The 13,379-nt window shown below is 53.7% G+C and carries 8 protein-coding genes; 4 read left to right on the forward strand and 4 right to left on the reverse strand.

Annotation, left to right across the window (positions count from 1 at the left end; translation table 11 throughout):
- Window positions 1-120 precede the first annotated feature (120 nt).
- The gene (gene glpT, locus ABK821_RS12800) at window positions 121-1,467 is read left to right on the forward strand and encodes a glycerol-3-phosphate transporter (protein ID WP_138361337.1); all 1,347 of its coding nucleotides are present in this window, start codon (window positions 121-123) and stop codon (window positions 1,465-1,467) included.
- A gap of 14 nt (window positions 1,468-1,481) precedes the next feature.
- Window positions 1,482-2,552 (forward strand): glycerophosphodiester phosphodiesterase, encoded by a 1,071-nt coding sequence (gene glpQ / locus ABK821_RS12805; protein WP_138361336.1) that lies wholly within the window; start codon window positions 1,482-1,484, stop codon window positions 2,550-2,552.
- A gap of 82 nt (window positions 2,553-2,634) precedes the next feature.
- Here the strand turns inward: glpQ and yfaE are convergent, their stop codons facing one another.
- From yfaE to ubiG, 4 genes are all read right to left on the reverse strand, one after another.
- Window positions 2,635-2,889 carry a class I ribonucleotide reductase maintenance protein YfaE gene (gene yfaE, locus ABK821_RS12810; protein WP_138361335.1) on the reverse strand — a complete coding sequence of 85 codons (255 nt, stop codon included), beginning with the start codon at window positions 2,887-2,889 and terminating at the stop codon, window positions 2,635-2,637.
- Window positions 2,889-4,019, reverse strand: a complete 1,131-nt coding sequence (nrdB, locus tag ABK821_RS12815; protein ID WP_138361334.1) for a class Ia ribonucleoside-diphosphate reductase subunit beta — start codon at window positions 4,017-4,019, stop codon at window positions 2,889-2,891. Before nrdB ends, yfaE begins: the two co-directional genes overlap by 1 nt.
- A gap of 102 nt (window positions 4,020-4,121) precedes the next feature.
- On the reverse strand, window positions 4,122-6,407 hold the full coding sequence (gene nrdA / locus ABK821_RS12820) for a class 1a ribonucleoside-diphosphate reductase subunit alpha (protein WP_138361333.1): 2,286 nt from the start codon (window positions 6,405-6,407) through the stop codon (window positions 4,122-4,124).
- A 344-nt stretch (window positions 6,408-6,751) separates the two neighbouring features.
- Window positions 6,752-7,480, reverse strand: coding sequence for a bifunctional 2-polyprenyl-6-hydroxyphenol methylase/3-demethylubiquinol 3-O-methyltransferase UbiG (gene ubiG, locus ABK821_RS12825; protein WP_138361332.1), 729 nt, complete (start codon window positions 7,478-7,480; stop codon window positions 6,752-6,754).
- 246 nt (window positions 7,481-7,726) lie between these two features.
- Here ubiG and gyrA point away from each other — a divergent pair, with 246 nt between their 5' ends.
- Together gyrA and rcsC are read left to right on the forward strand one after the other, a co-directional pair.
- Entirely contained in the window at window positions 7,727-10,360 is a 2,634-nt protein-coding gene (gene gyrA / locus ABK821_RS12830; protein ID WP_138361331.1) for a DNA topoisomerase (ATP-hydrolyzing) subunit A, read from the forward strand.
- A 130-nt stretch (window positions 10,361-10,490) separates the two neighbouring features.
- Window positions 10,491-13,340 (forward strand): two-component system sensor histidine kinase RcsC, encoded by a 2,850-nt coding sequence (rcsC, locus tag ABK821_RS12835; RefSeq protein ID WP_138361330.1) that lies wholly within the window; start codon window positions 10,491-10,493, stop codon window positions 13,338-13,340.
- The last annotated feature ends 39 nt before the right edge of the window (window positions 13,341-13,379 follow it).

A 13,379-nucleotide genomic window follows, 5' to 3' on the forward strand; every position in this document is an offset into this window, starting at 1 on the left:
CAATGTTTCACAGTATCGACACAGCGCTTTGCCTACTATCGCAGTCTCAACGGAACCTGGTGAATAAACTGGCTTTTTTGCATCAACATAAAGAGAACCGTACTGGTCACGGAGGCTGCAATGTTAAGTATTTTTAAACCTGCTGCGCATAAAGCGCGTTTGCCAGAGGCGGAAATCGACCCGGTATATCGTCGATTACGTTGGCAGATCTTTATTGGTATATTTTTCGGCTATGCCGCTTACTATCTGGTACGTAAGAACTTTGCCCTGGCAATGCCTTATCTGATCGAGCAGGGGTTTTCCCGTGGCGATCTCGGTTTTGCGCTCTCCGGCATCTCTATTGCCTACGGATTTTCGAAATTCATCATGGGGTCCGTTTCCGATCGTTCGAATCCGCGCATTTTCTTACCCGCTGGTTTGATCCTGGCCGCGCTGGTGATGCTGGTCATGGGTTTTGTGCCCTGGGCGACCTCCAGCATTATGGTGATGTTTGTCCTGTTGTTTTTGTGCGGGTGGTTCCAGGGAATGGGGTGGCCGCCCTGCGGACGCACGATGGTGCACTGGTGGTCGCAGAAGGAACGCGGCGGGATCGTGTCGGTGTGGAACTGCGCGCATAACGTCGGCGGCGGGATCCCGCCGTTGCTGTTCCTGCTGGGGATGGCCTGGTTTAACGACTGGCATGCGGCGTTGTATATGCCTGCTTTCGGCGCTATTTTGCTGGCGATTTTCGCCTTCGCCATGATGCGCGATACGCCGCAGTCTTGCGGTTTGCCGCCGATTGAAGAGTATAAAAACGACTACCCGGATGATTACAGCGAAAAGAATGAAGAAGAACTGACCGCAAAACAGATTTTCATGCAGTACGTCCTGCCGAATAAGCTGCTGTGGTATATCGCGGTGGCGAATGTGTTCGTTTATCTGCTGCGCTACGGCGTTCTCGACTGGTCGCCGACTTACCTGAAAGAGGTGAAGCACTTCGCGCTGGATAAATCCTCCTGGGCTTATTTCTTATACGAATATGCCGGGATCCCTGGCACCCTGATTTGCGGATGGATGTCCGATAGGGTGTTTAAGGGCAACCGTGGCGCGACCGGCGTCTTCTTTATGACGCTGGTGACCATTGCCACCGTGGTTTACTGGCTGAACCCGCCGGGTAATCCTGGCGTGGATATGGCCTGTATGATTGTTATCGGTTTCCTGATTTACGGCCCGGTGATGCTGATTGGCCTGCATGCCCTGGAGCTGGCGCCGAAAAAGGCGGCGGGTACGGCTGCGGGCTTTACCGGGTTGTTCGGCTATCTCGGCGGCTCCGTGGCGGCGAGCGCCATTGTTGGCTATACCGTTGACTTCTTTGGCTGGGATGGCGGCTTTATGGTGATGATTGGCGGTAGCGTGCTGGCTGTCCTGCTGCTGGCAGTGGCGATGGTTGGTGAAAAGCGTCACCACGCGCAGTTGAAAAAGGCTTAACTTAAGGAATGCGTATGAAAACATCCTTATCGACGTTCATGGGCGCAATTCTACTGGCGGGAGCGACGTTGAGCGTCAGCGCGGCGGCGGGGGATAAAATCGTTATCGCCCATCGCGGCGCCAGCGGTTACCTGCCGGAACATACTCTACCGGCGAAAGCGATGGCCTACGCGCAGGGCGCCGATTATCTTGAGCAGGATCTGGTGATGACGAAGGACGACCATCTGGTCGTCCTGCATGACCACTACCTTGACCGGGTCACTGATGTTGCCGAACGTTTCCCGAATCGCGCTCGCCAGGACGGGCGTTACTACGCCATTGATTTCACGCTGGATGAAATTAAATCCCTGAAGTTTACCGAAGGTTTTGATATTGAGAACGGCAAGAAAGTACAGACTTACCCTGGCCGTTTCCCGATGGGGAAATCAGATTTCCGCGTGCATACCTTTGAGGAAGAGATAGAACTTGTTCAGGGGCTGAATCATTCGACCGGGAAAAATATCGGTATCTATCCGGAAATCAAAGCGCCGTGGTTCCATCATCAGGAAGGGAAGGATATTGCGGCTAAGACGCTGGATGTGCTGAAAAAGTATGGTTATACCGGTAAAAAAGATAACGTCTATTTGCAGTGTTTCGATGCAGCGGAGTTGAAGCGCATTAAGAATGAGCTGGAACCGAAGAGGGGGATGGATCTCAATCTGGTGCAGTTGATTGCGTACACCGACTGGAATGAAACTCAGCAAAAACAGCCGGACGGCAGTTGGGTTAACTATAACTACGACTGGATGTTCAGGCCCGGCGCGATGAAACAGATCGCCAGCTATGCCGACGGGATCGGCCCGGACTACCATATGCTGATTGATGAAAAATCGACGGTGGGGCATATCACGTTGACCGGCATGGTGAAAGAGGCGCAGCAGAACAAGATGGTGGTGCATCCTTACACCGTTCGCGCCGATCGCCTTCCTGACTACGCCACGGATGTTAATCAGCTTTATGACATCCTGTATAACAAGGCGGGCGTGGAAGGATTGTTCACCGATTTCCCGGATAAAGCGGTGGCGTTTTTGCAGGAGAAACACTAAAAAGCCGGATGGCGGCTTTGCCTTACCTGGCCTGTGAACTGCGGTTTTGTTGGTCGGGAGCGCTGCGCGCTACCCGACAAAATCACATCTCGATCTCAATATCCCCTTTTGCCCTGCAACAGCAGGGCAAAATTTCCCCTTCACTGATAAATGCCAGCGGCTCCGTCAGCCAGTCTACCTGGCCTGAGAGCAGACGACAGCGGCAGGAGCCGCAGTAGCCTTCGCGGCACTGGTATTCCACGTTGATATTATGCGATTCCAGCGCGGCCAGCAGAGAAGGGTGTTCATCCTGACACTCAAGATGCGTGTCAGAAATCTTCAGAAAAATACGACTCATCAGAGCTGGAAGTTGCTCAGGTCGTCAGCATCTACTTCGGAATCGATCTGCCCGACCAGATAAGAACTGACTTCCACTTCCTGCGGCGCAACCTGCACGTTATCGGACACCAGCCAGGTGTTGATCCACGGGATCGGGTTGGAGCGGGTCTGGAACGGCAGATCGAGACCAACCGCCTGCATGCGGATGTTGGTGATGTATTCGACGTACTGGCACAGAATATCTTTGTTCAGGCCAATCATTGAACCGTCACGGAACAGATAATCCGCCCACTCTTTTTCCTGCTGAGCCGCCAGCACGAACAGGTCATAGCACTCCTGCTTGCACTCTTCGGCGATTTCCGCCATTTCCGGGTCATCGGCGCCGGAACGCAGCAGGTTCAGCATATGCTGCGTGCCGGTCAGGTGCAGCGCTTCATCACGGGCGATCAGACGAATAATCTTGGCGTTACCTTCCATCAGCTTGCGCTCGGCGAAGGCGAATGAACAGGCGAAGCTGACGTAAAAGCGGATAGCTTCCAGCGCGTTAACGCTCATCAGGCACAGGTAGAGTTTCTTTTTCAGCTCGCGCAGGTTAACGGTAATGGTTTTGCCATTAACGCTGTGCGTACCCTCGCCCAGCAGATGCCAGTAGCTGGTCAGCTCGATCAATTCGTCGTAGTAGCTGGAGATCCCTTCCGCGCGTTTCTGAATCTGCTCATTGGTGACAATATCGTCAAACACCACCGCCGGATCGTTAACGATGTTACGGATGATATGGGTGTAGGAGCGCGAGTGGATAGTCTCGGAGAATGCCCAGGTTTCAACCCAGGTTTCCAGCTCCGGGATCGAGATCAGCGGCAGCAGGGCGACGTTCGGACTACGCCCCTGAATGGAATCCAGCAGCGTCTGATACTTGAGGTTGCTGATAAAAATGTGCTTTTCGTGCTCCGGCAACGCCTGATAGTCGATACGGTCGCGGGAAACGTCAACTTCTTCCGGACGCCAGAAGAAAGAAAGTTGCTTTTCAATCAGCTTTTCAAAGATGTCATATTTTTGCTGATCGTAGCGGGCGACGTTCACCGGCTGACCAAAAAACATCGGCTCAAGCAACTGATCGTTTTTGGTCTGCGAAAAAGTGGTATATGCCATTAAATGTGAGTCCTGTTGAAATTGTATCGCCCGGCGGTAGTTCGTTTGCCGGGCCTACAAAACCGTAGGCCGGGTAAGCGTCGCGCCACCCGGCAAAATAACTTAGATCTTACATGCGCCGCTTTCGCAGCCATCGTCCTGGATGGACGGCGCCAGGTCATCCTGGGCATCTTCCGCGCCATCGCGGGTGTTGTGATAGTACAGTGTTTTTACGCCGAATTTATAGGCATTGAGCAAGTCTTTCAGCAACTGCTGCATCGGCACTTTTCCTGACGGGAAACGCGTCGGATCGTAGTTGGTATTGGCTGAAATCGACTGGTCGATAAACTTCTGCATAATGCCCACCAGTTGCAAGTAACCGTCGTTGTTCGGCATCTCCCACAGCAGTTCATAACCGTTCTGCAGTTTTTCGTAGTCCGGCACCACCTGGCGCAGAATACCGTCTTTCGACGCTTTAATGCTGACGTGGCCGCGTGGCGGTTCGATCCCGTTGGTGGCGTTGGAGATCTGCGAAGAGGTCTCGGACGGCATCAGCGCTGAGAGCGTGGAGTTACGCAGACCGTGCGTTTTGATCGATTCGCGCAGGGATTCCCAGTCGTAATGCAGGGATTCGCTGACGATCGCATCGAGGTCTTTTTTGTAGGTATCGATCGGCAGAATACCCTGCGCATAGGTGGTTTCGTTAAACCACGGGCAGGCCCCTTGCTCGATAGCCAGTTCGTTAGAAGCTTTCAGCAGATAATATTGAATCGCTTCGAACGTTTTGTGCGTCAGGTTGTTGGCGCTGCCGTCTGAGTAGCGTTTGCCGTGCTTCGCCAGATAGTAGGCAAAGTTAATGACGCCAATCCCCAGAGTACGACGGCCCATTGCGCCGCGCTTAGCCGCCGGAATCGGGTAGTCCTGGTAATCCAGCAGGGCGTCCAGCGCGCGAACCGCCAGTACCGCCAGATCTTCCAGTTCATCCAGGCTATCAATCACGCCGAGGTTGAAGGCGGACAGGGTGCACAGCGCGATTTCGCCGTTTTCATCGTTAACATCTTCCAGCGGCCTGGTCGGCAGGGCGACTTCCAGACACAGGTTGGACTGACGGACCGGGGCGACAGCCGGGTCAAACGGGCTGTGGGTGTTGCAGTGGTCAACGTTCTGGATGTAGATACGGCCGGTGGAGGCGCGTTCCTGCATCATCAGCGAGAACAGTTCAACTGCTTTAATACGCTGCTTACGAATGCTGTCGTCCTGCTCGTACTTGGTGTACAGGCGTTCAAACTCATCCTGGTCGGCGAAGAACGCATCATACAGACCCGGAACGTCGGACGGGCTGAACAGGGTAATGTCTCCCCCTTTCAGCAGGCGGGTATACATCAGCTTGTTAATCTGTACGCCGTAGTCCATGTGACGAACGCGGTTGGCGTCGGTACCACGGTTATTTTTCAGTACCAGCAGACTTTCCACTTCCAGATGCCACAGTGGGTAGAAGAGGGTTGCCGCGCCGCCGCGCACACCGCCCTGGGAGCAGGATTTCACCGCCGTCTGGAAGTGCTTATAGAACGGGATACAGCCGGTGTGGAAGGCTTCGCCGCCGCGGATCGGGCTGCCCAGCGCGCGGATGCGGCCAGCGTTGATGCCGATACCGGCGCGTTGCGAGACGTATTTAACAATGGCGCTGGAAGTGGCGTTAATGGAGTCCAGACTGTCGCCGCACTCGATCAGCACGCAGGAGCTGAACTGACGGGTCGGGGTGCGCACGCCGGACATAATCGGCGTCGGCAGCGAGATTTTAAACGTGGATACCGCGTCATAGAAGCGCTTGATGTAATCCAGACGCGTTTCACGCGGATAGTTGGAGAACAGGCAGGCGGCAACCAGAATGTACAGGAACTGCGCGCTTTCATAGATCTCACCGGTGACCCGGTTCTGTACCAGATATTTGCCTTCCAGTTGCTTAACGGCCGCGTAGGAGAAGGTCATATCGCGGTCGTGCTGGATGAACGAATCCATCTGCCTGAACTCTTCTTCCGTGTAGTCTTCCAGCAGATGGGTATCGTATTTGCCGTTTTTCACCATCTTTGTGACGTGATCGAACAGCGCTGGCGGCTCAAACTGACCGTAGGCTTTTTTACGCAGATGGAAAATCGCCAGGCGCGCAGCGAGATACTGGTAATCCGGCGCATCGCGGGAAATAAGGTCCGCGGCGGCTTTGATGATGGTTTCGTGAATATCGGCCGTTTTGATGCCGTCATAGAACTGAATATGGGAGCGCAGTTCTACCTGGGAGATGGATACGTTATTCAGCCCTTCTGCCGCCCAATCCAGTACGCGATGGATTTTGTCGAGATTGATGCGCTCGGTGCGACCGTCGCGCTTTGTCACCAGCAGACTCTGATTCATGTGGATTATACCTGTCCGTGAAAGAAGATATCCCCCACTTATCCACAGAGACTCGTTGTGACTAACTCTGTGGATAAATACTATATGTAGGGGGTTATTGATAAAAGAAACGCTATATGGTGAGTATTCTAGTAAGGATTCTTTTGAGTACAAGAGTTGATTTTGACGTTAAATTGAGGTTGCGTAAGGGGAATAATCGCGAAATCCACGCCACATAAGGCCTGGAGAAGATGTCAATAAATCAGAAAAAAAAATGAAAATTTGATCGGGTGCCGATTTCTTCATCGGAAGAAGAAATCACGCGGCTTGATGCCGCGCAATCATCATAGGAAAAACTGCTGACGTTATGTGTTTTTCGTCGTTGTATGCAACATATAATTAACATCAACACCTGGCGCCAGCTTGAAGGTATTGGTCAATAAATTGTAATGCAGGCCGGTAATATGCTGTTCTTTCAGAATAGTCTGATCTACCCAACCAATCAGCTCCGCAGGTTTAATGAATTTCTTCACATCATGGGTCCCCTTGGGCACCATCTTCATAATGTACTCGGCGCCCACCACCGCCATCAGCCATGCTTTACCGTTACGGTTAATGGTCGAGAAGAAAACGTGGCCGCCGGGTTTGACCAACTGCGCGCAGGCGTGCACGACCGACTGTGGGTTCGGGACGTGTTCCAGCATCTCCATGCAGGTGACCACGTCGTACTGCTGAGCGTGTTTTCCCGCGTGCTCTTCGACCGTTTGCTGAATATATTCGACCTGTATACCGCTCTCCAGTGCATGCAGTTTCGCCACCTGTAAGGGTTCAAAACCCATATCGAGACCGGTCACCGTTGCGCCTTCGCGCGCCATGCTTTCCGCAAGAATACCGCCGCCGCAGCCGACATCGAGCACTTTTTTGCCGAACAGACCGCCGGAGCGCTCCGCGATGTAGCTGAGACGCAGAGGGTTGATGCGATGCAATGGTTTGAACTCGCCCTCTAAATCCCACCAGCGTGATGCGACGGCTTCAAATTTAGCGATTTCATTATGATCAACGTTGTGGGCTACCGACGATTTTTCGGCATTCATGAGCGCTTTTACTCCTTCTTCGATTCAGGTCTGGGAGTATATCAGCAGACCGCCGTGAATAAACCGTATATGCCGTCGCCAGCTTTGCCAGCCTTCGCTACTCCTGGCTGGAGACATTCATTCGCGACGAATTCGCCGTCCTGATGCGGCGAGAAATTCATTGGGTATAGATTTACCCGTATTACTGCGGCTGTGTTATAATTTGCGACCTTTGAATCCGGGATACAGTAGAGGGATAGCGGTTAGATGAGCGACCTTGCGAGAGAAATTACACCGGTCAACATCGAGGAAGAGCTGAAAAGCTCGTATCTGGATTATGCGATGTCGGTCATTGTTGGCCGTGCGCTGCCGGACGTCCGAGATGGCCTGAAGCCGGTTCACCGTCGCGTACTATACGCCATGAACGTATTGGGCAATGACTGGAACAAAGCCTATAAAAAATCTGCCCGTGTTGTTGGTGACGTCATAGGTAAATACCACCCTCATGGTGATACCGCCGTTTATGACACCATTGTACGTATGGCACAGCCATTCTCCTTGCGTTATATGCTGGTAGATGGTCAGGGTAACTTTGGTTCTGTCGATGGCGACTCCGCCGCGGCGATGCGTTACACAGAAATCCGTCTGGCGAAGATCGCCCATGAACTGATGGCCGACCTGGAAAAAGAGACGGTGGATTTCGTCGATAACTATGACGGCACGGAGAAGATCCCTGACGTCATGCCGACCAAAATCCCGAACCTGTTAGTCAACGGTTCGTCCGGTATCGCAGTCGGTATGGCAACCAATATTCCGCCGCACAACCTGACCGAAGTGATCAACGGCTGTCTGGCGTACGTCGAAAACGAAGACATCAGCATTGAAGGGCTGATGGAACACATTCCGGGCCCGGACTTTCCGACCGCCGCGATCATCAACGGTCGCCGCGGTATTGAAGAAGCCTATCGCACCGGTCGCGGGAAAGTGTACATTCGCGCACGCGCGGAAGTGGAAGCTGATGCCAAAACCGGCCGCGAAACCATCATCGTGCATGAAATTCCGTATCAGGTGAACAAAGCGCGTCTGATCGAGAAAATCGCCGAGCTGGTGAAAGATAAACGCGTTGAAGGTATCAGTGCGCTGCGCGACGAGTCCGATAAAGACGGCATGCGCATCGTGATTGAAGTTAAGCGTGACGCGGTGGGTGAGGTCGTGCTTAACAACCTTTATTCACAGACTCAACTGCAGGTCTCCTTCGGTATCAACATGGTTGCTTTGCACCATGGACAGCCGAAGATCATGAACCTGAAAGAAATTATTGCCGCGTTTGTGCGCCACCGCCGCGAAGTGGTGACGCGTCGTACCATTTTCGAGCTGCGTAAAGCCCGCGATCGTGCGCATATCCTTGAAGCGCTGGCGGTTGCGCTGGCGAACATCGATCCGATCATCGAGCTGATCCGTCGTGCGCCGACGCCGGCAGAAGCAAAAGCGGGGTTAATCGCCCGTCCGTGGGATCTGGGCAACGTTGCGGCGATGCTGGAACGCGCCGGTGATGATGCCGCGCGTCCGGAATGGCTGGAACCGGAATTTGGCGTGCGCGATGGTCAGTATTACCTGACTGAACAACAGGCGCAGGCGATTCTGGATCTGCGTCTGCAGAAACTGACGGGTCTTGAGCATGAAAAACTGCTCGACGAGTACAAAGAGTTGCTGGAACAGATCGCGGAACTGCTGCACATTCTGGGCAGCGCCGAGCGTCTGATGGAAGTGATTCGTGAAGAGCTGGAGCTGGTGCGCGATCAGTTCGGCGACCAGCGCCGTACGGAAATCACCGCCAATAGCGCTGATATCAACATCGAAGATCTGATCAACCAGGAAGATGTTGTTGTGACCTTGTCCCATCAGGGCTACGTGAAGTATCAGCCGTTAACCGATTACGAAGCGCAGCGTCGTGGCGGGAAAGGCAAATCTGCGGCGCGTATTAAAGAAGAAGACTTTATCGACCGTCTGCTGGTGGCTAACACCCACGACACGATCCTTTGCTTCTCCAGCCGTGGCCGTCTGTACTGGATGAAGGTTTATCAGCTGCCGGAAGCGAGCCGTGGCGCGCGCGGTCGTCCGATCGTCAACCTGCTGCCGCTGGAAGCCGACGAGCGTATTACCGCTATTCTGCCGGTACGCGAGTACGAAGAGGGCGTTAACGTCTTTATGGCCACCGCCAGCGGTACGGTGAAGAAAACGGCGCTGACCGAGTTCAGCCGTCCGCGTTCCGCCGGTATCATCGCGGTGAACCTCAACGAAGGCGACGAGCTGATCGGCGTGGATCTGACCTCCGGTTCTGACGAAGTCATGCTGTTCTCTGCCGCCGGTAAAGTGGTGCGCTTTAAAGAAGATGCCGTCCGTGCGATGGGGCGTACCGCGACCGGCGTGCGCGGTATTAAGCTGGCGGGCGAAGACAAGGTTGTCTCTCTGATTATTCCGCGCGGCGAAGGGGCTATCCTGACCGTGACGCAGAATGGCTACGGTAAACGTACGGCGGAAGGCGAATATCCAACCAAGTCTCGTGGTACGCAGGGCGTTATTTCCATTAAAGTTACCGAGCGTAACGGCTCTGTGGTTGGCGCGGTACAGGTGGATGATGCCGACCAGATCATGATGATCACCGATGCAGGCACGCTGGTGCGTACCCGCGTTTCTGAAGTGAGCATTGTGGGGCGTAACACGCAGGGCGTGATTCTCATCCGTACTGCGGAAGATGAAAACGTGGTCGGCCTGCAGCGCGTGGCTGAGCCGGTTGATGACGAGGAGCTGGATGCTATCGACGGCAGCGTGGCGGAAGGCGATGATGATATTGCGCCAGAAGCGGAAAGTGATGATGATATTGCCGAAGATGAAGAGTAATTCTCTACGGTAATTGTTCTGAAAGGGTCGGGGTTATCCCGACCCTTTTTGTTTTCCCGTTGCGGGGCCGTTGTTTTATCGTTACCTTAACGCCATTCTGTTGAGCCCCTGACGGCCGAGCATTGCGACATTGAAATACCTTGCTTCCTTTCGTACAACCCTGAAAGTTTCACGCTACCTGTTCAGAGCGCTGGCGGTATTGCTGTGGATGTTAATCGCTTTTATCTCGGTGTTTTACATCGTCAATGCTCTGCACGATCGGGAATCGAAAATTCGCCAGGAATTTAACCTCAATGCCGATCAGGCGCAGCGCTATATTCAGCGTACCGCCGACGTGATTAAAGAGCTGAAATATGTCGCTGGCAACCGCCTGACGGATGGGAGTGAAGACGGCGACACGCTGGTTCAGCGCGGTGATATTGCGATCCCTAATTTTGAACCGCTCTATCCTGATTCCGATTGCACGCTAATGAGCTCCACCTGGCGTAATTCGCTACAGTCGCTGGCATGGTTTATGCGTTACTGGCGTGACAATTTTTCGACAGCTTATGACCTCAATCGTATTTTTTTGATTGGGAGCGACAATCTCTGTATGGCCAACTTCGGCCTGCGCGAAATTCCGCTGGAGCGAGACCAGACGTTAAAAGTTTTGCACCAGCGCATTGAGCAGTATCGTGATGCGCCGCAAAACGAGCGCGGTAACAATCTGTTCTGGATAAGCCAGGGCGTGCGTCCTGGCGTCGGGTATTTTTACGCCCTGACGCCGATTTATGTGGCTAACCGCCTGCAGGCGATGCTTGGCGTAGAGCAAACGATCCGGATGGAAAGTTTCTTTATCCCCGGCAGTCTGCCAATGAATGTGACGATTCTCGACGATAACGGTCAGTCGCTCATTTCGCTTGCCGGGTCGGATAGCAATATAAAACCGGATGCCAAGTGGATGCAGGAGCGACTGTGGTTTGGCTATACTTCCGGTTTTCGCGAGCTGGCGATGAAAAAGAGCCTGCCGCCCTCTTCGTTGAGCATTGTTTATTCGGTATCGGTGGATCAGGTTCTGGAACGTATCCGGATGCTGGTACTTAACGCCGTCGTGCTTAACCTGCTGACCGGCGTGATCCTTTTTGCTCTCGCCCGGATGTATGAACGGCGGATCTTTATTCCGGCGGAAAATGACGCTCAGCGGCTGGAAGAGCACGAGCAGTTCAACCGAAAAATCGTCGCCTCGGCGCCGGTAGGGATCTGTATTTTGCGTACGCTCGATGGCACCAATATCCTGAGTAACGAGCTGGCGCATAACTATCTCAATATGCTGACGCATGAGGACAGGCAGCGATTAACGCAAATTATCTGCGGCCAGCAGGTGAATTTTGTCGATGTGCTGACCAGCAATAATACCAATCTGCAAATCAGCTTTGTTCACTCACGCTACCGTAACGAGAATGTGGCGATTTGCGTGCTGGTGGATGTGTCGGCGCGCGTCAAAATGGAGGAATCGCTGCAGGAGATGGCGCAGGCTGCGGAGCAGGCCAGTCAGTCGAAATCCATGTTCCTTGCGACGGTCAGTCACGAACTGCGTACCCCGTTGTACGGGATTATCGGCAACCTGGATTTACTGCAGACCAAGGAACTGCCGAAAGGGGTTGGCCGACTGGTAACGGCGATGAATAACTCTTCCAGCCTGCTGCTGAAAATTATCAGCGATATTCTCGATTTCTCAAAAATTGAATCCGAGCAGCTCAAAATTGAGCCGCGGGCGTTTTCGCCGCGGGAAGTGATGAACCATATTTCCGCCAACTACCTGCCGCTGGTGGTGCGTAAACAGCTAGGACTGTACTGCTTTATTGAGCCCGATGTGCCGCAACTGATGTCCGGCGATCCGATGCGCCTGCAGCAGGTGATTTCAAACCTGCTGAGTAATGCGATTAAGTTTACCGATACCGGCTGCATCATTCTGCATGTAAAGCGGGCGGGCGACTATCTGCAAATTAGCGTTCGCGATACCGGAGAAGGGATCCCGGCGAAAGAGGTGGTGCGTCTGTTCGACCCGTTCTTCCAGGTCGGTTCCGGGGTCCAGCACAACTTCCAGGGAACCGGGCTTGGCCTGGCCATTTGTGAAAAACTTATTAACATGATGGATGGCGATATTGCCGTCGAAACTGAACCCGGAATGGGCAGCCGGTTTACCATCCGTATTCCACTCTATGGCGTACAAAATAGCCTGCCGCTGCTTAGCGACGGCTTGTCTGAAAAATGCTGCTGGCTGGCGATAGATAATACTTCTTTGGCGCTGTTTATCGAGTCGCTGCTGACATATCACGCGATTCCGTTCCGTCGCTTTACCGGGCAAGAACCGGGAGCTGAAGACATCCTGTTGACCGACAGTGAGATCTCTTTGCCCTGGGCTGGCCTGGCTGCCGTTATCTTCTGTCGTCGCCATATTGGTATTCCGCAGGAGCGAGCCCCCGGCGAGTGGCTGCACAGTGTCGCCACACCGCATGAGTTGTTGTCGCTATTGGGGCGCATTTTCCACATTGCGGTCACCAGTGCAGGCAGCGAGCCTGCGTTATCCATTCCGGAGACGCAAACGGACAGCAATAATGATGACATGATGATTCTGGTGGTGGATGACCACCCGATTAACCGGCGTCTGCTGGCCGACCAACTGGGATCGTTGGGTTATCGCTGCGTCACCGCAAACGATGGCATTGATGCCCTGAATGTATTAAGTAAACAGCATATTGATATTGTGCTTAGTGACGTCAACATGCCGAATATGGACGGTTATCGCCTGACCCAACGCATTCGCCAGTTGGGACTGACGCTGCCGGTCATCGGGGTGACCGCCAATGCGCTGGCGGAAGAGAAACAGCGCTGCCTGGAGTCGGGTATGGACAGTTGTCTGTCGAAGCCGGTCACTCTGGATATTATCAGGCAGACCCTGGCGATTTATGCCGCGCGGGTGCGTCAGGGAAGAGAGTAAAAGATTTTCCCGGTCGCGGCGTTTATCGCCGCCCGACCG

Source organism: Klebsiella sp. KE9456 (assembly GCF_043832615.1).
In the GTDB taxonomy this organism is placed as follows: Bacteria; Pseudomonadota; Gammaproteobacteria; order Enterobacterales; family Enterobacteriaceae; genus Klebsiella; species Klebsiella indica.

What these genes read in the sequence shown, in the direction of transcription:
- glpT (WP_138361337.1), top strand. Translation starts at nt 121, where the DNA reads ATGTTAAGTATTTTTAAACCTGCTGCGCATAAAGCGCGTTTGCCAGAG.
- glpQ (WP_138361336.1), top strand. Translation starts at nt 1,482, where the DNA reads ATGAAAACATCCTTATCGACGTTCATGGGCGCAATTCTACTGGCGGGA.
- yfaE (WP_138361335.1), bottom strand. Translation starts at nt 2,889, where the DNA reads ATGAGTCGTATTTTTCTGAAGATTTCTGACACGCATCTTGAGTGTCAG.
- nrdB (WP_138361334.1), bottom strand. Translation starts at nt 4,019, where the DNA reads ATGGCATATACCACTTTTTCGCAGACCAAAAACGATCAGTTGCTTGAG.
- nrdA (WP_138361333.1), bottom strand. Translation starts at nt 6,407, where the DNA reads ATGAATCAGAGTCTGCTGGTGACAAAGCGCGACGGTCGCACCGAGCGC.
- ubiG (WP_138361332.1), bottom strand. Translation starts at nt 7,480, where the DNA reads ATGAATGCCGAAAAATCGTCGGTAGCCCACAACGTTGATCATAATGAA.
- gyrA (WP_138361331.1), top strand. Translation starts at nt 7,727, where the DNA reads ATGAGCGACCTTGCGAGAGAAATTACACCGGTCAACATCGAGGAAGAG.